This window comes from Duganella vulcania, assembly GCF_009857655.1.
GTDB lineage: Bacteria > Pseudomonadota > Gammaproteobacteria > Burkholderiales > Burkholderiaceae_D > Rugamonas > Rugamonas vulcania.
The window spans coordinates 1-18,105 of record NZ_WWCX01000018.1; the positions used below are offsets into that span (position 1 = coordinate 1).

Genomic DNA, 18,105 nt, shown 5'->3' on the forward strand with positions numbered 1-18,105 from the left:
GGCAACAGCAGCGCGAACTCCTCGCCGCCGATGCGGCCGACCACGTCGATCTGCCGCTGGCCCTCGCGCAGCGCCGCGCCCAGCTGGCGCAGCACGGCGTCGCCGGCCGCGTGGCCGTGCGCGTCGTTGATGCGCTTGAAGTGGTCGACGTCCAGCAGCAGCACGGCGGCGCAGCCGCCGGCGTCGCGCCGCAGCCGCGCGTGCTCGTCCTCCAGCCGGCGCATGAACTCGCGCCGGTTCGGCAGGCCGGTCAGGAAGTCGGTGGTGGCCAGCACGCGCAGCTCGTCGTGCAGGCGGCGCCGCTCGGTCACGTCCAGCGTCGAGACGATGACGAAGTCCAGGCTGTGCGCGTGGCCCGGCATCACCAGCAGGGTCAGCTCGTTGAGGCGCACCGTGCCGTCGAGCCGCTCGAAGCTGCCCTCGCAGGCGAAGAAGTGCTGGCCCTGCGCCAGCGCGGTCAGCGCCAGCGCGAAGCTGGGCATGGCGGCCTCGTCGAAGTTTTGCGCCAGCGTCAGTTGCGGCGCCCCGTGGCGCCCCGGCGCCGCGCCCACCTGCGCCAGCGCGGCGGCGTTGACGTCGACGATGCGCACCAGCCCGGCCAGGCGCCGCAGCTGGCTGGCGTTGGCCTGCAGGTAGCGGCCCAGGTCGTCGACGCCGGACAGCTCCAGCTCGGCCAGCGCGGCCAGTTGCGGCTCCAGCAGCCGCGCCAGCTCGTGCGCGCCCTGCGCCGCCAGCGCGAGGCGGATCTGGTCGACCTGGCTGTCCTGGTCCATGGCGGGCTCAGGGTGTGACGGCGGCGGGGCCGCCCTGCTCGTCCTGGAAGCGGGCGCGGATGTCCAGCACCTCGTCCCAGCGCTGCAGCAGCGCGGCGACGCAGCGCGGATCGAAATGCGCGCCGCTGTGGTCCAGCAGGTGCTGGCGCGCGGCCTCCATGCTCCACGCCGGCTTGTACGGGCGCACGCTGGTCAGCGCGTCGAACACGTCGGCCACGGCGACGATGCGGCCGGCCTGTGGAATGGCCTCGCCCGCCAGGCCGCGCGGATAGCCCTGGCCGTCGTAGCGCTCGTGGTGGGTCAGCGCGATCTCGGCGGCCAGCTTGTGCGTGCGCGCCTTGCAGTCCTTGAGGATGTTGTAGCCGATCTCCGCGTGCTGGCGCATCACGGCCATCTCCTCGGGCGTGAGGCGGCCGGGCTTGAGCAGGATGTGGTCGGGCGTGCCGACCTTGCCGATGTCATGCATCGGCGCGGCGTTCAGCAGGTCGCTCTGCTGCTCGTCGGACAGGCCCAGCCCGGCCGCGATCAGCCGCGAGTAGCGCGCCATGCGCTGGATGTGGGCGCCGGTCTCGGGGTCGCGGTACTCGGAGGCGCGGCACAGCAGCATGATGGTTTCCTGCTCGCGCGCGCACAGCTCGGCCGTGGCCTTGGCCACCTCGTCGGCCAGCCAGCTGGCGCGGTGCTGCAGGCTCAGCGTGGCGCTGCGCAGCGCCAGCATGTTGCGGGTGCGCGCCAGGAACTCGACCTTGTCGATCGGCTTGATGAGGAAGTCGCTGGCGCCGTTCTCCAGCGCGCGGTGGCGCACGTCGAGGTCGACGCTGGCGGTGACCATCAGCACCGGCGGGCGCTGGTCGGACGGCGCCTGCAGCCGGGCGATGAACTCCAGGCCGTTCATATCCGGCATCATGTAGTCGACGATCAGCAGGTCGTAGGGATGGGCGTTGCACCAGGCCAGCGCCTCGCGCGCGGACTGGAAGCCGATGGTGCTCACGCCCTGCAGCTTGTCGACCAGGCGCGACATCAGCACCAGGTTGATGTGGGTATCGTCGACCAGCACTACCTTCATCCGCGTTCTCCGGTCGTCATTTCAGGCGCTGCGCGTAGGTGCTCTTGAACTTGGCCACCTTGGGCGCCACCACGAAGGCGCAATAGCTCTGCAGCGGATGCTGGGTAAAATAATCCTGGTGATAGGGCTCGGCCGGATAGTAGGCCGTGAGCGGCGCCAGCTCGGTGACGATGGGCGCGTCCCACACTCCGGCCATCTGTGCGATCACCTGGCGCGCCGTGGCTTCCTGCTGCGGCGACTGGTAAAAGATGACCGAGCGGTACTGGGTGCCGACGTCGTTGCCCTGGCGGTTCAGCGTGGTGGGATCGTGGATGGTGAAGAAGATTTCCAGCAGGTCGCGGAAACCGATGACGGAAGGATCAAATTGCAATTTCACCACTTCGGCGTGGCCGGTGCCGCCGGCGCAGACTTGCTCGTAGGTGGGGTCGGGCTGGTGGCCGCCTGCATAGCCGGACTCGACATCAACAACACCCTTGACCCGCGCAAACACAGCCTCGGTGCACCAGAAGCAGCCGCCGCCCAGATACGCTGTTTCAAGCGCCGTGCCCGGCGCGGACTGACTCGTCATGATTCCCCCGCGTAGAAGAATGCCTATGGGGTCACTGTAACGCAAACCAGGGCAATCCGCTATGGCGCGGTAAACTTTGGCATAATGGCTGAAAGTTCACAGGCCCACCATGCACACTCGTTCCCCCCGCGCCGACCAGCGCCCCTTCGACACCAGCCATTTCCGCCAGGCGCTGGGCCAGTTCGCCACCGGCGTCACCGTCATCACCACCCGGCTGGCGGACGGCACCTTCCGTGGCCTGACGGCCAGTTCCTTCAATTCGGTGTCGCTCGATCCGCCGCTGGTGCTGTGGAGCCTGGCCACCACGGCCAACAGCATGCCCATCTTCACCGGCAACTCGCACTACGTCATCAACGTGCTGTCGGCCGGCCAGGCGCACCTGGCCAAGCAGTTCGCCACGCGCGGCATCGATCCGTGGGAAAACACCGAATACGAGCTGTCGCGCACCGGCCAGCCCATCCTCAAGGGCGCCTCGGCCTGGTTCGAATGCCACAACCGCAGCCGCTACCCGGAGGGCGACCACGTGATTTTCGTCGGCGAGGTCGAGCTGTGCGAGTTCTCGCCGTCGCCGCCGCTGATTTTCCACGGCGGCCAGTTCGGCAGCCTGGGCTAAAAACGGAAATTGGTGTCGCCATTTGAAAAGCCGTGACGGCGGCCGCGGCATAGAATGCCGGGCAGACTTCCCACATTTTCATAATGAGAGACCACACATGAGCCAAGCCCGCGCGCAATTCCACTGGGACGATCCCCTGCTGCTGGACCAGCAACTGACCGACGACGAACGCATGGTGCGCGACGCCGCCGCCGCGTATTGCCAGGACAAGCTGGCGCCGCGCATCCTGGAGGCGTTCCGCCACGAGAAGATGGACACCTCGATCTTCCGCGAGATGGGCGAACTGGGCCTGCTGGGCCCGACCATCCCGGAACAGTACGGCGGTCCCGGCCTGAACTACGTGGCCTACGGCCTGATCGCGCGCGAAGTCGAGCGCGTCGACTCCGGCTACCGCTCGATGATGAGCGTGCAGTCGTCGCTGGTGATGGTGCCGATCTACGAGTTCGGCACCGAGGCGCAGAAACAGAAATACCTGCCCAAGCTGGCCACCGGCGAGTGGATCGGCTGCTTCGGCCTGACCGAACCCAACCACGGCTCCGATCCGGGCTCGATGATCACCCGCGCCAAGAAAGTGCCGGGCGGCTACGCGCTGACCGGCGCCAAGATGTGGATCACCAACTCGCCGGTGGCCGACGTGTTCGTGGTCTGGGCCAAGGACGACGAAGGCGCGATCCGCGGCTTCGTGCTGGAAAAAGGCATGGCCGGCCTGAGCGCCCCCGCCATCCACGGCAAGTTCGGCCTGCGCGCCTCGGTCACGGGCGAGATCGTGATGGACAATGTGTTCTGCCCGGAAGAGAACGCCTTCCCGGACGTGCGCGGCCTGAAGGGTCCGTTCACCTGCCTGAACTCGGCGCGCTACGGCATCGCCTGGGGTGCGCTGGGCGCGGCCGAAGCCTGCTGGCACACCGCGCGCCAGTACGTGCTGGACCGCCACCAGTTCGGCCGTCCGCTGGCCGCCAACCAGCTGGTGCAGAAGAAGCTGGCCGACATGCAGACCGAGATCACGCTGGGCCTGCAGGGCTGCCTGCAGCTGGGCCGCATGAAGGACGCCGGCACGGCGGCGGTGGAAATCACCTCGATGATGAAGCGTAACTCCTGCGGCAAGTCGCTGGACATCGCCCGCGTCGCGCGCGACATGTTGGGCGGTAACGGCATCTCGGACGAGTTCGGCATCATCCGCCACATGGTCAACCTGGAGGTGGTCAACACCTACGAGGGCACGCACGACATCCACGCGCTGATCCTGGGCCGCGCACAGACCGGCATCCAGGCCTTCCAGTAATCGGGACGGGCATAAAAAAAACCGCCGGGCTTTTGGCCTCGGCGGTTTTTTTACGTCCAAACGGCTAGAAGCCCTTGAAGTTATAGCCGACGCTGACGCTGACGGCCAGCGGATCGAGCCGCACATCCTGCACCTGGCCGGTCGAGAAATGCACCACGGTCTTGAGCTTGGTCTTGATGACGGTGGCGTCGATGAACCATTTCTCGTTGATCTTCATGGTGCCGCCGATCTGGTAGCTCATCGCCCACTTGTCGTCCAGCTTGAAGGTGGTGCCGGGGCCGCCGGTGTTGAGCAGCGCGGTCAGCTGGCCGGAGCCGGTCTCCTTCTGGAACATCGCGTAGGTCACGCCCACGCCCACGTAAGGACGGAACTTCGAGTTGGCCGGCAGGAAGCGGTACTGCAGGAAGGCGGTCGGCGGCAGCACCTCCGACGTGCCCACCTTGCCGGTGCCCTGGATCGCGCCCGAGCCGATCAGGTCGTGCTTGTACGGCAGGCCCAGGTCCAGTTCGGCGGCGATGTTGTCGGTCACCATGTAGGCGATCGCGAAGCGCGGCTTGGTGTCCGAACCGACGTCGGCCTTGGTGCCCGGCAGCGCGGGCGCCGAGACGTCGCCCGAATCCACTTTCGGCGTGATCTTGTTGATGCCCAGCGTGCCCAGCCAGGTGCCGGCGCTTTGTTGCGCCGATGCGGCCGAGGCCACCGTCAGTGCGGCGGCCAGCGCCAGCAGTTTTACCGTGTTCTTCATATCGTCTCCTGATGTTTTATGTTGTGAGTCCGGCGGCCGCCCGCCCAAGGGCGGCTGCCGCCTGCGACGACTGAATTACAGCCAGCCCTTGACCACCAGCTTCTCGGCCACGTAGCGCGCCAGCAGCAGGTTGTTGAACGGCGACGGATGGACGTCGTCGGCGAAGGACCAGTGGCTGACGTCGCCCGACTTGAGGTTGCCGGCGTTGCAGGTCAGCGAGCTGGCCAGCGGATTCTTCGCCACGTTCAGGTCGCACGCGGTCTCCGACACATTGGTCAGGCCGTACGGGCCGGGATTGGTGGCCTGGTCGTGGCTGACGGAGAACACGTCGACGATCAGCACCTTGGACTCCGACGCCAGGCCGGTGGACAGCGCGCCGTTGAAGGCGCTGACCATGGCGTTGATCAGCGCCTGGGTCGATGTCGGCAGCAGGCGGCCCTTCGGCGTGGTGGCCACGTCCGGCAGGTTGTTGACGGTGACGTAGTTGGCGCCGTTGGCGACGAGCTGCGTCTTGACCAGGTTGACCAGTTCGTTGCCGGCGGTGGTCATGGCGGCGACCAGTTCCGGGCCATGGGCGGCGGCAAAGTCGGTGGCGGCCTTGGTGCCGGCGGCGGTGGCGTCAGCGCCGGCCTTGACGGTCATCGGTCCCCAGACAGCCTGCGACGCCACAGCCGAATTACCCGGCTGGATGGCGGCGGCGCCAACTGCCGCCATGGTGATCGAGGTCTGGGTGCTGCCCGGCTTGGCTGCTTCGGTTTGCGCGGCCAGGCCGATGGCGGCGGCGGCGCTGGCCGGATCGGTGGCGCCGGCGGCCAGCTGGCCGACCAGGCTGGTCACGTAGGCGGCGCCGCCGGCGGCGGTGCCGGCAGCCGTGGCGTCGTCGCCCAGCTTGGTGAGCAGGAACAATGCGTCGTTGCCGCCGGCCATGACGAACACCATTTCATCGCCCTTGAACTTGCCGCCGACGGCTTTCAGGTGGTTGGCGATCTGGGTCACCACGGGGATGGTCAGCGCGCCCAGCGGGTTGCCGGTCAGCTTGTTGCCGGGGCCGACCGGGTTGGTCACGCGCGAGCCGCCCTGGGCGTAGCCGTAGCAACCGGCGTGGGCCACCTGCGGCACCGAGAAGCCCTTGGTGGCGTCGCCGTCCAGACCGGTCACGGCCGCGCACGGGGCGGCCACGCCCAGCTGGGCGGCGATCAGTTCGGTCCAGTTCTTGCCGGTCAGCGTGGACGCGACCGCGGTGTTGTCACCGTTGATGGTAAATTTGCCGCCCTTGAGCAGGGCCACCGTGCCGACGGCGTAGGAGCCGACGTCGGACAGGCTGTCGCCAAACGATACCTGGCTGCTGTATTTGACTTTGATGGTTTGATCGCCGGGTTTGGGATCGGTTCCGCCGCAACCCGCAAGGACGGCCAGGGTCATTGCAGCAAGTGCAAATTTGGTATGACGCATGTTGTCTCCTAAGAAATTTTTATTTATTTGATACGAACGGCCGTGCTATTCGCAACCCAACTAATATGCCAGCGTTATTCGCGGCTGTATAGCGCAGCACAAGAAATCGTACAAGTTTGTGGCAAAAAAGAACGTTTGCTCGGCCGTATTATCTTAGGAGTTAATCTACATCAAAGGGTTCTCACCTCGATGGTGCAGAATCAAAGAACTTGCGCGCCTCGCGCAGGCAGAACGGCGCCACCAGGCCGGCGTGATAGGCGTCGTTGACCGCCTTGTCGGCCGCGCCGCCCGAGCCGGTGTCGTGCAGCACGCCCAGGCGCAAGGCCTGCTTGGCCAGGCCGAATTCCAGGCGGGTGTCGCGGTAGGCGCCCAACAGCGACGAATCGTCCAGGTCCAGCACCGTCAACAGGCCCGGCGCCATGGTGTGGGCGCGGAAATACGCGCCGGCGGCGTCGGTGTTGGAAAACGGCACCACCGGATCCCGGTTGCCGCCGCACAGGAACAGCGGCACGCTCGGCGTGTAGGTGCGCAGGTCGTTCCTCTGCAGCCATTTGCGCAGCGGCTGGACCGGCGCGCAGCCCAGCGGCGCGCTGTCGCTGACGTTGCAGGGGTGGTCCTTGAGGTCGGCCAGGTAGGTGTTGCGGTAGCTGGTCTTGATCAGATGGTCGGCGCCGAAATAGGAGGCGTAGCCAGCTGTCTGCGGCAGCGAATCCTGGGCGAACAGCACGTCGTCCGGCAGCTTGCCGGCGCTCACCAGCGCCCCCAGGCTTTGCGTGCCCGGCAGCAGCGTGTCGATGCCGGTGGCGTACTTGGCCTCGTAGACGTCACCCAGGCTGGCGTAGATGCCGGCGCCGGCGCGCTGGCCGGCGTTGATCAGCATCGGCATGAAGCCGCTGGAGCCGACCGTCGGCGCGCCGTTGAAGATGGCGTCGCCAAATTGCAGCAAGGCGTAGGGGCCGGACATCGGCGCCGCCGCCGTGACCGTGAATTCCCCCGCGTATCTGGTCTGCATGGCCCGCTGGGTGGCCAGCGCCACGAAGCCGCCCTGGGAGTAACCGCTCACCATCAGCCGGCTGGACGCGCCCGCGCCGATGCTGGCGAACACGCCGCGGGCGGCGCGCAGCGCGTCGATCATGTCATCGGCCTGCTGGCCGGCGTCGAGGTAGGCGTGGTAGGCCATCGAGGAACCGGCGTAGCCGGCGTAGTTCGGCGCCACCACGATGTAGCCCTGGGCCGCGTACATGGCCGCCACCAGCCGCGCCTCGGTGCCGGACAGGTTGGCCATGTCGGTGGTCTTGAGCGCCGAGGTGCCGTGCGCGTACAGCATCACCGGGCGGCCGCCCTGGCACGCCGCATTGCCGCCGGACGGCACCATGATGGCGGTGCTGGCGTCGGTGTCGGCCGCCAGCGAATCGATGGTGTGGTACTTGAGCGTGTAGGTGGTCACGGCGCAGGTCGGCGTGCCGGTGACGGCGGTGCCGAGGGTGACGGAGGACTCCACCAGTTTCTGCATGGCGGCCGGTTCGATCGTGCCGGACTTGGCGCCGCCGTCGAGCACGGCCGGCACCAGCGTGGCGCCGCCGATGGGGATGCCGCGCAACTGGGTGGCCGGTGGCTGCACCACGATATCGCCGCCGGTGTGGTTGGCGGGCGAACCGCCGCCGCCGCCGCAGGAGGCCAGCAGGACGGCAAGGGAAATCAATGAGCAACGAGCGGTGGTGTGCATGGCGCATCCCTGGAAAAGGTGCAGGGCGCCAAGGCGGCCGCTGCTGAAAGGTCAAGGTGGCCGAGCGTTCTATGACGATCGGCAACACTTTATCTTAGCAGATAAGCAACGGCATCGCATCAATCTGTTGCGATGCCGCATCGCCTATTTTTTCAGCAGCGCGGCGATCACGCCGGCCGAGCCGAACACCGAGCGGCGCAGGCGGTCGTTGACGCCGAGCCACTCCGCGCCCTGCGGCGGGGTCTCCACCAGGATCAGGCCGGAGCCGGTCTGGTCCATGTCGCGCAGCGCGGCGTACAGGCCGTAGGCGTAGCCGGCCGGATCGGCGGGCAACCGTTGCTGCGGCATCCCGGCCGGCAGGGCCGGCAGGGCGTGGCTGATGACCGCGACCTTGACGCCGCGCGCCTGCAACTGCGCCAGCGCGGCGGTCAGCTCGGCCGGATCCAGCATGGTGACCGGCGTGCGCGGCGCGTAGTGCGATTCCAGCGTACCGGAGGCGCGTGGCGCGGCCTGGTCCGGCGCGGCCGGCATGGCGCCGATGACGTCGGCAATCTGCTGCGCGCTGATGTGGCCGGGACGCAGCAGCACCGGGCCGTGCGTGGCCAGGCGCGACAGGTCGACGATGGTCGATTCGATGCCGACCTGGCTGGCGCCGCCTTCGAGGACCGTGCTCAGCAGCGCACCGCTGCAGCCTTCGCCGTCGGTGGCGCCGTCGTCGTGCTCGTCCAGGCCGAACTCGTCGCGCACGTGCTGGGCGGTGGTCGGGCTGACGTTGCCGAACTTGTTGGCGGACGGCGCCGCCACCCCGCCCTTGCCGCCCTTGAAGGCGCTCAGCAAGGCCACCGCCACCGGATGCGACGGACAGCGGATGCCGACCGTGTCCTGGCCGCCGGAGACGGCGTCGGGAATGTGGCTGGCGCGTTTCAGGATCAGCGTGAGCGGTCCCGGCCAAAAGGCCGCCACCAGCTGGCGCGCCTCTTGCGGGATGTCGGTGACCCAGTAGTCCAGGTCGGCGCCGGGGGCGACGTGCACGATCACCGGATGGTCGTTGGGCCGGCCCTTGGCTTCATAGATGCGGGCCACGGCCGCCGGGTTCTCGGCGTCCGCGCCCAGGCCGTAGACGGTCTCGGTGGGGAAGGCCACCAGGCCGCCCTCCTCCAGGATCGCCGCCGCCGCCGCGATGGCGGCGGGGCCGGCTACCGTTGCTGGCTGCTGCTTCACGGCGCGATGCCCAAGATGGCGCAAGCGGCGGCGAGCTGCTGCTGCGCCTGCTCCAGCGTCGGCGCGATGAAGGTCAGGTGGCCCATCTTGCGGGCGCGGCGCGGATCGTCCTTGCCGTACAGGTGCAGGCAGGCGCCCGGCAGCGCCAGCACCTGGTCCCACGCCGGCTCACGCGTGGCATCGCTGTCGTCGGTGAACCAGACATCGCCGAGGATGTTGAGCATCACGGCCGGCGAATGCTGGCGCACGTCGCCCAGCGGCAGCCGCGCCATCGCGCGCACCTGCTGCGCGAACTGGCTGGTGACGCAGGCGTCCATCGTGTAGTGGCCGCTGTTGTGCGGGCGCGGCGCCATCTCATTGACCACCAGGCTGCCGTCGGTGAGCACGAAGAATTCGATGCACAGCACGCCGACATAACCCAGCTCGGCCACGATGGCTTGCGCCGCCTGCTGCGCCTTCTTCGCGCTGGCGTCGGACACGTTCGGGCCCGGCACGGTGGTGGTGAACAGGATGCCGTCGCGGTGGACGTTCTCGGCGATCGGATAGACCACCGATTCGCCGTCGGCGCCGCGCGCGGTCAGCACCGAAACCTCATAGGCCAGCGGCAGCATTTTCTCCAGCAGGCAGGTCACGCCGTCCATGCTGTCGAAGGCGGCGCGCACGTCCTCGCGGCTGCGCACGCGCACTTGCCCTTTGCCGTCGTAACCCATGCGCACGGTCTTCAGGATGCCGGGCAGCAGCTCGTCGCCGATGGCGTCGATGTCCGCATGCGAGGCGATCACCTTGTGCGGCGCCGGCATCACGCCCGACTTGGGCGCGCAGTCGACAAAGAAGCGCTTCTCGGCGATGCGGTCCTGCGCCACCGACACGCCATGCGCGTTGGGCGCGACGAACACCTGCTGCGCCAGGCGCGACAGGCTGTCGGCCGGCACGTTCTCGAATTCGGTGGTGACGGCCAGGCATTGCGCGGCCAGCGCGTCGAGGCCGGCGGCGTCGCTGTAGCCGGCGTTGACCAGGCGTTGGGCGACCTGGCCGGCCGGGCAATCATCGGATGGTTCCAGCACGGCCACCTGATAGCCCATGCTTTGCGCGGCCTGGGCGAACATGCGGCCGAGCTGGCCGCCGCCCATCACGCCCAGCCAGGCTGGCGGATTGGCGGCGGGCAGCATGGGTGACAACTGAGGTGAAAACTGTTTACTCATTATTCAAGCGGTAAAGTCATGGCCTTGGCGGCATCGGTTTGCGAGACGCGGAACGCTTCCAGCCGGTCGGCCAGCGCGCCGTCGGTGGCGGCGATCATGGCGACCGCCGTCAGCGCGGCGTTGGCAGCGCCGGCTTCGCCGATGGCGAAGGTCGACACCGGCACGCCCTTGGGCATCTGCACGATGGACAGCAGCGAATCCTCGCCGCGCAGGTACTTGGACGGCACCGGCACGCCCAGCACCGGCACGATGGTCATCGCGGCCACCATGCCAGGCAGGTGGGCGGCGCCGCCGGCGCCGGCGATGATGGCGCGCAGGCCGCGCGCGCGGGCGCTCTTGGCATAGGCGTACATCTCGTCCGGCATGCGGTGCGCGGAAATGACCTGCGCTTCAAACGGCACGCCAAACTGCTTGAGGATGGCGACCGCGTTCTGCATCACGTCCCAGTCCGACGACGAACCCATGATGACGCCGACCAGTGGCTTGTTCTGATCTGCCATGTTATGCCTTCAGCTTCTGGCCGGTCAGGCGCTCGATGGCTTCGAAGTACTTGGCCTGGGTCTTGTCGATCACGTCGGCAGGCAGCGCCGGCGCTGGTGCGGTTTTGCCCCAGGTCAGGGTTTCCAGGTAGTCGCGCACGAACTGCTTGTCGAACGACGGTGGCGACATGCCGGGCTTGTACGAATCGGCAGGCCAGAAGCGCGACGAGTCGGCGGTCAGCACTTCGTCCATCAGGTGCATGACGCCGTTTTCGTCCAGGCCGAATTCGAACTTGGTGTCGGCGATGATGATGCCGCGCGTGGCGGCGTAGTCGGCGGCGGCCTTGTACAGCGCGATGCTGACGTCGCGCATCTTGGCGGCCAGTTCGGCGCCGATGCGCTTTTCCATTTCAGCGTAGCTGATGTTCTCGTCGTGCTCGCCCAGGTCGGCCTTGGCGGCCGGGGTGAACAGCGGCTCGGGCAGCTTCTCGGCCTGTTGCAGGCCGGCTGGCAGATTGATGCCGCAGATGCTGCCGGTGTCCTGGTAATCCTTCCAGCCCGAACCGATGATGTAGCCGCGCACCACCGCCTCGACCATGATCGGCTTCAGGCGCTTGGCGACCACGGCGCGGCCCTTGACCTGCTCGACTTCGTCGGCGGCCACCACGGATTCCGGCGCCACGCCGGTCAGGTGGTTCGGCACGATGTGGCCGAGCTTCTCGAACCAGAAATCGCTCATCTGGTTCAGGACCATGCCCTTGCCGGGAATCGGCTCGTTCATGACGACGTCGAAGGCCGACAGGCGGTCGGTGGTGACGATCAAAATCTTGTCGTCGCCGACAGCGTAGTTGTCGCGGACTTTGCCGTGGCCGAGGAGTGGCAGGGACTTGATGGAGGTCTGGTAAAGGCTGTTCATAGCGGGAGGTGGATAGACTAGCGGTATAGAAAAGCGAAAACCGGCGCAGGGAAAACCTTGCTAGCCGGTCAAGAGAGTTGGACCGGTTCCCGAAAGAACCAGTCCGTTCCAAAACAGAATTTTACTTCACAATCTGCGACAGCTCGCCGGCCTTGTAGCGCTCGGCCATTTTTTCCATCGGGATGACCTTGATCTTGGACGCCTGGCCTTCGCAGCCAAAGGCCTGGAAGCGGGCGCGCACGACCTGCTCGGCAGCGGCGCGGGCCGGCTTGAGGAAGTCGCGTGGATCGAATTTCGATGGGTTCTGGAACATGAACTGACGCACGGCGGCGGTCATGGCCAGGCGGATGTCGGTGTCGATGTTGATCTTGCGGACGCCGTGACGGATGCCTTCCTGGATCTCTTCCACCGGCACGCCGTAGGTTTCCTTCATGTCGCCGCCGAATTCGCGGATGATGGCCAGCAGTTCCTGCGGCACCGACGACGAACCGTGCATCACCAGGTGGGTGTTCGGGATGCGGGCGTGGATTTCCTTGATGCGGTCGATGGCCAGGATGTCGCCGGTCGGCTTGCGGGTGAACTTGTAGGCGCCGTGCGAGGTGCCGATGGCGATCGCCAGCGCGTCGCACTGGGTGCGCTGCACGAAGTCGGCGGCCTGGGCCACGTCGGTCAGCAGCTGCTCGCGGGTCATGGTGCCGTCGGCGCCGTGGCCGTCTTCCTTGTCGCCCTTCATGGTTTCCAGCGAACCGAGCACGCCCAGTTCCGCTTCAACGGTCACGCCGATCGCGTGCGAGAACTTGACCACTTCGCGCGACACTTCGACGTTGTAGTCGTACGAGGCGACCGACTTGCCGTCCGCTTCCAGCGAGCCATCCATCATCACCGAGGTGAAGCCGGAGCGGATCGCGGCCATGCAGACCGCCGGCGACTGGCCGTGGTCCTGGTGCATGACGACCGGGATGTGCGGGTAGGCTTCGACGGCGGCGTCGATCAGGTGGCGCAGGAAGGCTTCGCCGGCATATTTGCGGGCGCCGGCCGAGGCCTGCATGATGACCGGGGCGTTCAGGGCGTCGGCGGCGGCCATGATGGCCTGCACCTGCTCCAGATTGTTGACGTTGAACGCAGGGATGCCATAGCCGTTTTCAGCGGCGTGGTCCAGCAGTTGACGCATGGATACGAGGGACATGGTAATACTCCAAACAATAAAAAAACCTGGTTGCCGGAGCAATGCCGCCCTCGTTCCGCGAGGGCGGCGCTACCGGACTTACTTGGTAAATTCTCCAACCTTGACGATCTTCAGCGCATTGGTGCCGCCGACCTGGCCCATCGGCTCGCCCCAGGTGACGACGATCATGTCACCCTTCTTCGCGATGCCGTACTCGACCAGCAGATCCTCGGCCTGTTTCAACACTTCCGCGCTGCCGGCCTTCTGCAGCAAATTGTAGGCCTTCACATTGCGGTACAGCGCCACCTTGCGCTGGGTCGTCACGCTCGGCGTCAGCGCGAAGATCGGCGTATCGATGTTGTGACGGCTCATCCACAACGCGGTCGAACCGGACTCGGTCAGCGCCACGATGGCCTTCACCGCCAGGTGGTGCGCGGTGAACAGCGCGCCGTAGGCGATCGACTGGTCGATCCGGGTGAAGGTCGCGTTGAGGAAGTCGGCGTCGAGCTTGTTGTACTCGGACTGCTCGGCTTCCACGCAAATGGCGGCCATCATCTCTACCGTTTCGATCGGATAGCGGCCCGAGGCGGTTTCCGCCGAGGTCATCACCGCATCCGTGCCATCCAGCACCGCGTTGGCCACGTCCGATACTTCGGCGCGGGTCGGCACGGCGTTGAAGATCATCGACTCCATCATCTGGGTCGCGGTGATCGCCAGCTTGTTCGACTCGCGCGCCATCTTGATCATGCGCTTCTGCAACGCCGGCACCGCCGCGTTGCCCACTTCCACCGCCAGGTCGCCACGCGCGACCATGATGCCGTCCGAGGCGTCGAGGATCTCCTGCAGCACAGGGATCGCTTCGGCACGCTCGATCTTGGCGATCATCATCGGCTTGTGGCCGAACGGCTCGCCGGCGATATTGGCCAGCTGGCGCGCCATTTCCATGTCGGTCGCGCTTTTCGGGAACGAGATCGCCAGGTAATCGCACTGGAAACTCATTGCCGTCTTGATGTCTTCCATGTCCTTGGCGGTCAGCGCCGGCGCGGTCAGGCCGCCGCCCTGGCGATTGATGCCCTTGTTGTTGGACAGCTCACCGCCGATTTTCACGGTGGTGTAAATCTCATGGCCGACGATCTTGTCGACCACCAGCACGATCAAGCCGTCGTTGAGCAACAGCTTGTCGTCGGCGCGCAAATCCTGCGGCAGCGCCTTGTAGTCCAGACCGACGCGGTCCTGGTTGCCCAGTTCGCCGTTTTCACCCCATTTCGCGTCCAGGATGAATTTATCGCCGTTCGCGAGGTCAATCTTACCATTTTCAAACTTGCCAACGCGGATTTTAGGACCCTGCATGTCCGCCATGATCGCCACTTCGCGGCCGCATTCGGCTGCCGCCTCGCGCACCAGGCGGGCGCGGTCGATGTGATCCTGTGCCTTGCCGTGCGAGAAATTCAGGCGCACGACGTCGACACCGGCACGTATCATTTTGACCAGGACATTGAAATCAGTGGAGGCTGGGCCGATCGTTGCGACAATTTTAGTACCACGGGACATAGTAATCCTTGAGCGTTTGGGCTAGCGAACAGTCCCCGCCAGGCGGGGACCAGGAAAAGCTGCGCTGTTTGTGTGGCGGCCCGATGAAATGTAGCAAAGCTACAAAAATCAGGCCATTCCCAGGCATTACCTGGATTTTACTGTCAATTTGCTACAACGCACGACCGTGCTTTTTCACTTACTTCGCGGCGCGCTGGGTCAGGATCTCCACGGCCGGCAAGGTCTTACCTTCCAGGAACTCCAGGAAGGCGCCGCCGCCGGTCGAGATATAGCCGATCTGCGCGGTGATGTCGTACTTGGCGATGGCCGCCAGCGTGTCGCCGCCGCCGGCGATCGAGAACGCCTTGGAGTTGGCGATGGCCAGCGCCAGCGTCTTGGTGCCTTCGCCGAACTGGTCGAACTCGAACACGCCGACCGGGCCGTTCCAGACGATGGTGCCGGCGGCGCCGATCTGCGCGGCCAGGATGGCGGCGGTTTGCGGGCCGATGTCCAGGATCATGTCGTCGTCCGCCACGTCGGCCACGGCCTTGATGGTGGCGGCCGCGGTTGGCGAGAATTCCTTGGCGCACACCACGTCGACCGGGATCGGCACCTGCGCGCCGCGCTTGGCCATGATCTCGATGATGGCCTTGGCTTCATCGACCAGCTCGTTCTCCACCAGCGACTTGCCGATGTTCAGGCCGACGGCCTTCATGAAGGTGTTGGCGATGCCGCCGCCGACGATCAGGTTGTCGACCTTGTCGGCCAGCGCCTTCAGGATCGACAGCTTGGACGAGACCTTGGAACCGGCCACGATGGCCAGCAGCGGACGGGCCGGGGCGCCCAGCGCCTTGCCCAGCGCGTCCAGCTCGGCGGCCAGCAGCGGGCCGGCGCAGGCGATCGGCGCGAACTTGGCGATGCCGTGCGTGGAAGCTTCCGCGCGGTGCGCGGTGCCGAAAGCGTCATTGACGTAGATATCGCACAAAGCGGCCATTTTCTGCGCCAGTTCGTCGCTGTTCTTCTTTTCGCCCTTGTTGACGCGGACGTTTTCCAGCAGCACCACCTGGCCGGCCTGCAGGCCTTCCAGCCCGGCGCCGTCGACCCAGTTCTGTTTCAGCTCGACCGGCTGGCCCAGCAGCTCGGCCAGGCGCGCGGCGACCGGCGCCAGGCTGTCCTCCGGCTTGAACTCGCCCTCGGTCGGGCGGCCCAGGTGGGACGTGACCATGACCTTGGCGCCGGCGGCCGCAGCTGCCTTAATGGCGGGAACGGACGCGCGGATGCGCGTATCTTCGGTGATATTGCCGGCATCATCCTGCGGCACGTTCAAGTCGGCGCGGATGAAGACGCGCTTGCCTTGCAGCGCATTCTGGGCGATGAGATCTTGCAGACGGATGAAGTTCAGAACAGCTGACATGGCTACCCAAGGGTCGAGTTGAAGAAAGAGCGCTATTTTACCGCAAGCGCGGTGTGATTTATCTGTTATTGAAATACAGGGAGCAAGCGCAAAGCCGTATAAAACGCCATGCCGAACACGATAGTCTGCAACATATTGCGTCGCAGCAAATAAAAGATCGTGGCGACAATTCCCGACACCAGCTTGAGGTTGCTCAGGTCCAGCAGCGCGTGGCCATCCACCAGCACCAGGTCGGGCGCGACGATGGCCGCCAGCGCGCAGGCCGGCGCGTAGCGCAGCATTTCCTGCACCCGCTTGGGAATGGTGATGTGCTGGCCGATCAGCCAGAACGAGCTGCGGGTGGCGGCGGTGGCCAGCGCCAGCACGCCGATGATGAGCCAGATTTCCCAGTCAGCCATGGGTTTTCCTCCATTTGTCGATGCCCTCTTCGATCGCCATCGACGTCAGCATGCCGACCAGCACGGCCAGCAGCAGGCCCAGCTTGTACGGCAGCCCGGCCGCCAGCACCGACACCAAGCCGGCCACCAGCACGCCGCACAGCGCCGGCCGCCCCGCCACCAGCGGAACCATCACGCAGATGATGGCCAGCGTGCCGGCAAAGCCCAGCCCCCATTCGGTGGGCACGGTGCTGCCGAGGAAGATGCCGGCGATGGAGCCGACCTGCCAGGCGCCCCAGTTCGGGTACAGCAGGCCCTTCAGATAGGACAGCTTGCCGACCTGGGGCGCCTCGCTGGGGTATTTTTGCAGGAACATGGCGACCGTCATGTCGCCGGCCACGTAGCCCAGCAGGAAGCGCTTGCGCCAGGGCAGCTGGGCGAAGTGCGGCGCCAGCAGGGCTGAAAAGATCACAAAACGCAGGTTGACCACGAAGGCGGTGGCAAAGATGACCCAGATCGGCGAGTGGGAGGCGATCAGCGGCAAGGCCGCCAGCTGGGCCGATCCGGCAAACACTAGCAGCGTCATGCCCAGCGCCTGCGGCACCGTCAGCCCGCTCTTGACCATGGCGATGCCGACCACCAGACCCCAGGCGCCGATGCCGAACAAGGTGGGGGTACCGGTCTTGAGGCCTTCGCGCCACGAGGGTTCGTGGTGCTCCGCGACGTAGGGTGGAGGGGGTGCGCTGCTCAATTCGGTCATGTGCGTCTTCGTGTGGCATTCCTGCCACATAGCAGGCCGCACCGGGGTTGTAGAGGCGCTATTTTACCGATGATTTTTGCTCAATGCGCGAATCCGTTAAAATCGTGGTTTTCCTCAGCCTTCCGGAGCACACGAATATGACCAACGCCCACACGTCCGCCGCCACCAACGCAGTCGAGCTCGAAGGCAAGGACCTGCCGGCCCACTGCCCGAATCCGGCCATGCCGCTGTGGTCGTCCCACCCGCGCGTGTTCCTGGAGTTCAACCACGACGGCATCGCCAAGTGCCCGTACTGCGGCACCGCCTACCGCCTGAAGCCGGGCACCGTCGTCGGCCACCACTAAAATAACCGCCACACCACCGCCAGCCAGCGCCACGGAGCCAGCATGCCCACCAAGCGAGTCAAGCAGTTGAACGGCAGTGCCGCCGAGACCGAATCGGCGTTTTACGACGCGCTCAACCGCGCCGACCTCGATGCCCTGATGGCCCTGTGGGCCGACGACGACGAGATCGTCTGCGTGCATCCGGGCGGGCCGCGCCTGATCGGGCACGCGGCGATCCGCAGCTCGTGGGCGGCGGTCCTGGAGCATGGCGGCCTGCACATCATGCCGTCGCAGCTGCATGAGACGCACAACCTGATGAGTTCCGTGCACACCGTGGTCGAGGGCACGGCGGCCGGCGGCGAGGCCGCGCACCTGGTCGCCACCAACGTCTATGTCAAGACGCCGCGCGGCTGGCGCATCGTGCTGCACCACGTGTCGGTGGCGCCGGGTCCGGCGCCGGCCGATACGCACAGCCAGATCCTGCACTAAGTTT

Annotated in this window: 19 protein-coding genes; 4 read left to right on the plus strand and 15 right to left on the minus strand. The window is 66.2% G+C overall.

Going from position 1 to position 18,105, the window contains the following annotated elements:
* From GTP90_RS37435 to msrA, 3 genes are all read right to left on the minus strand, one after another.
* The coding region (locus GTP90_RS37435) for a GGDEF domain-containing protein (protein ID WP_308937305.1) at positions 1-773 on the minus strand (773 nt) is incomplete at its 3' end.
* A 7-nt stretch (positions 774-780) separates the two neighbouring features.
* Positions 781-1,839 (minus strand): HD domain-containing phosphohydrolase, encoded by a 1,059-nt coding sequence (locus GTP90_RS13070; protein WP_161083958.1) that lies wholly within the window; start codon positions 1,837-1,839, stop codon positions 781-783.
* A gap of 16 nt (positions 1,840-1,855) precedes the next feature.
* Positions 1,856-2,407 (minus strand): peptide-methionine (S)-S-oxide reductase MsrA, encoded by a 552-nt coding sequence (gene msrA, locus GTP90_RS13075; RefSeq protein WP_161083959.1) that lies wholly within the window; start codon positions 2,405-2,407, stop codon positions 1,856-1,858.
* A gap of 109 nt (positions 2,408-2,516) precedes the next feature.
* On the opposite strand from msrA, the gene GTP90_RS13080 reads away from it, so the two are divergent.
* Both GTP90_RS13080 and GTP90_RS13085 read left to right on the plus strand, forming a co-directional pair.
* Positions 2,517-3,020, plus strand: a complete 504-nt coding sequence (locus GTP90_RS13080; protein WP_161083960.1) for a flavin reductase family protein — start codon at positions 2,517-2,519, stop codon at positions 3,018-3,020.
* 97 nt (positions 3,021-3,117) lie between these two features.
* On the plus strand, positions 3,118-4,302 hold the full coding sequence (locus tag GTP90_RS13085) for an acyl-CoA dehydrogenase (protein ID WP_117013981.1): 1,185 nt from the start codon (positions 3,118-3,120) through the stop codon (positions 4,300-4,302).
* Between the two features lie 64 nt (positions 4,303-4,366).
* Here the strand turns inward: GTP90_RS13085 and GTP90_RS13090 are convergent, their stop codons facing one another.
* The 12 genes from GTP90_RS13090 to GTP90_RS13145 form a co-directional block, all read right to left on the minus strand.
* Complete coding sequence (locus GTP90_RS13090; RefSeq protein ID WP_161083961.1) at positions 4,367-5,047, minus strand: OmpW/AlkL family protein; 681 nt, start codon at positions 5,045-5,047, stop codon at positions 4,367-4,369.
* 75 nt (positions 5,048-5,122) lie between these two features.
* On the minus strand, positions 5,123-6,499 hold the full coding sequence (locus tag GTP90_RS13095; RefSeq protein ID WP_161083962.1) for an SGNH/GDSL hydrolase family protein: 1,377 nt from the start codon (positions 6,497-6,499) through the stop codon (positions 5,123-5,125).
* Positions 6,500-6,680: 181 nt separating this feature from the next.
* Positions 6,681-8,225, minus strand: coding sequence for an alpha/beta hydrolase family protein (locus GTP90_RS13100; protein ID WP_161083963.1), 1,545 nt, complete (start codon positions 8,223-8,225; stop codon positions 6,681-6,683).
* A 144-nt stretch (positions 8,226-8,369) separates the two neighbouring features.
* Positions 8,370-9,446: an L-threonylcarbamoyladenylate synthase gene (locus GTP90_RS13105; RefSeq protein WP_161083964.1), complete on the minus strand. Its 1,077-nt coding sequence runs from the start codon at positions 9,444-9,446 to the stop codon at positions 8,370-8,372.
* Positions 9,443-10,615 carry a 5-(carboxyamino)imidazole ribonucleotide synthase gene (locus tag GTP90_RS13110; RefSeq protein ID WP_371875050.1) on the minus strand — a complete coding sequence of 391 codons (1,173 nt, stop codon included), beginning with the start codon at positions 10,613-10,615 and terminating at the stop codon, positions 9,443-9,445. Before GTP90_RS13110 ends, GTP90_RS13105 begins: the two co-directional genes overlap by 4 nt.
* Positions 10,616-10,647: 32 nt before the next feature.
* A complete protein-coding gene (purE, locus tag GTP90_RS13115) occupies positions 10,648-11,148 on the minus strand; it encodes a 5-(carboxyamino)imidazole ribonucleotide mutase (RefSeq protein WP_161083966.1) in 501 nt (166 codons plus the stop codon).
* A 1-nt stretch (position 11,149) separates the two neighbouring features.
* Positions 11,150-12,043, minus strand: coding sequence for a phosphoribosylaminoimidazolesuccinocarboxamide synthase (locus GTP90_RS13120; RefSeq protein ID WP_161083967.1), 894 nt, complete (start codon positions 12,041-12,043; stop codon positions 11,150-11,152).
* A gap of 121 nt (positions 12,044-12,164) precedes the next feature.
* Positions 12,165-13,229, minus strand: a complete 1,065-nt coding sequence (fba, locus tag GTP90_RS13125; RefSeq protein ID WP_117013989.1) for a class II fructose-bisphosphate aldolase — start codon at positions 13,227-13,229, stop codon at positions 12,165-12,167.
* A gap of 78 nt (positions 13,230-13,307) precedes the next feature.
* A complete protein-coding gene (gene pyk, locus GTP90_RS13130; protein ID WP_161083968.1) occupies positions 13,308-14,759 on the minus strand; it encodes a pyruvate kinase in 1,452 nt (483 codons plus the stop codon).
* A 178-nt stretch (positions 14,760-14,937) separates the two neighbouring features.
* Complete coding sequence (locus tag GTP90_RS13135) at positions 14,938-16,152, minus strand: phosphoglycerate kinase (protein WP_117013991.1); 1,215 nt, start codon at positions 16,150-16,152, stop codon at positions 14,938-14,940.
* A gap of 65 nt (positions 16,153-16,217) precedes the next feature.
* Positions 16,218-16,550, minus strand: coding sequence for an AzlD domain-containing protein (locus GTP90_RS13140; RefSeq protein WP_161083969.1), 333 nt, complete (start codon positions 16,548-16,550; stop codon positions 16,218-16,220).
* Positions 16,543-17,289: an AzlC family ABC transporter permease gene (locus tag GTP90_RS13145; protein WP_161083970.1), complete on the minus strand. Its 747-nt coding sequence runs from the start codon at positions 17,287-17,289 to the stop codon at positions 16,543-16,545. Before GTP90_RS13145 ends, GTP90_RS13140 begins: the two co-directional genes overlap by 8 nt.
* 137 nt (positions 17,290-17,426) lie before the next feature.
* On the opposite strand from GTP90_RS13145, the gene GTP90_RS13150 reads away from it, so the two are divergent.
* Positions 17,427-17,633, plus strand: a complete 207-nt coding sequence (locus tag GTP90_RS13150) for a zinc-finger domain-containing protein (protein ID WP_117014229.1) — start codon at positions 17,427-17,429, stop codon at positions 17,631-17,633.
* Between the two features lie 42 nt (positions 17,634-17,675).
* Complete coding sequence (locus GTP90_RS13155) at positions 17,676-18,101, plus strand: YybH family protein (protein WP_161083971.1); 426 nt, start codon at positions 17,676-17,678, stop codon at positions 18,099-18,101.
* The last annotated feature ends 4 nt before the right edge of the window (positions 18,102-18,105 follow it).

Coding starts and splice junctions, on each gene's coding strand:
- GTP90_RS13070 (WP_161083958.1), bottom strand. CDS start 1,839: ATGAAGGTAGTGCTGGTCGACGATACCCACATCAACCTGGTGCTGATG.
- GTP90_RS13095 (WP_161083962.1), bottom strand. CDS start 6,499: ATGCGTCATACCAAATTTGCACTTGCTGCAATGACCCTGGCCGTCCTT.
- GTP90_RS13150 (WP_117014229.1), top strand. CDS start 17,427: ATGACCAACGCCCACACGTCCGCCGCCACCAACGCAGTCGAGCTCGAA.
- GTP90_RS13135 (WP_117013991.1), bottom strand. CDS start 16,152: ATGTCAGCTGTTCTGAACTTCATCCGTCTGCAAGATCTCATCGCCCAG.
- GTP90_RS13145 (WP_161083970.1), bottom strand. CDS start 17,289: ATGACCGAATTGAGCAGCGCACCCCCTCCACCCTACGTCGCGGAGCAC.
- purE (WP_161083966.1), bottom strand. CDS start 11,148: ATGGCAGATCAGAACAAGCCACTGGTCGGCGTCATCATGGGTTCGTCG.
- GTP90_RS13080 (WP_161083960.1), top strand. CDS start 2,517: ATGCACACTCGTTCCCCCCGCGCCGACCAGCGCCCCTTCGACACCAGC.
- fba (WP_117013989.1), bottom strand. CDS start 13,229: ATGTCCCTCGTATCCATGCGTCAACTGCTGGACCACGCCGCTGAAAAC.
- pyk (WP_161083968.1), bottom strand. CDS start 14,759: ATGTCCCGTGGTACTAAAATTGTCGCAACGATCGGCCCAGCCTCCACT.
- msrA (WP_161083959.1), bottom strand. CDS start 2,407: ATGACGAGTCAGTCCGCGCCGGGCACGGCGCTTGAAACAGCGTATCTG.
- GTP90_RS13120 (WP_161083967.1), bottom strand. CDS start 12,043: ATGAACAGCCTTTACCAGACCTCCATCAAGTCCCTGCCACTCCTCGGC.
- GTP90_RS13155 (WP_161083971.1), top strand. CDS start 17,676: ATGCCCACCAAGCGAGTCAAGCAGTTGAACGGCAGTGCCGCCGAGACC.
- GTP90_RS13085 (WP_117013981.1), top strand. CDS start 3,118: ATGAGCCAAGCCCGCGCGCAATTCCACTGGGACGATCCCCTGCTGCTG.
- GTP90_RS13090 (WP_161083961.1), bottom strand. CDS start 5,047: ATGAAGAACACGGTAAAACTGCTGGCGCTGGCCGCCGCACTGACGGTG.
- GTP90_RS13110 (WP_371875050.1), bottom strand. CDS start 10,615: ATGCTGCCCGCCGCCAATCCGCCAGCCTGGCTGGGCGTGATGGGCGGC.
- GTP90_RS13100 (WP_161083963.1), bottom strand. CDS start 8,225: ATGCACACCACCGCTCGTTGCTCATTGATTTCCCTTGCCGTCCTGCTG.
- GTP90_RS13140 (WP_161083969.1), bottom strand. CDS start 16,550: ATGGCTGACTGGGAAATCTGGCTCATCATCGGCGTGCTGGCGCTGGCC.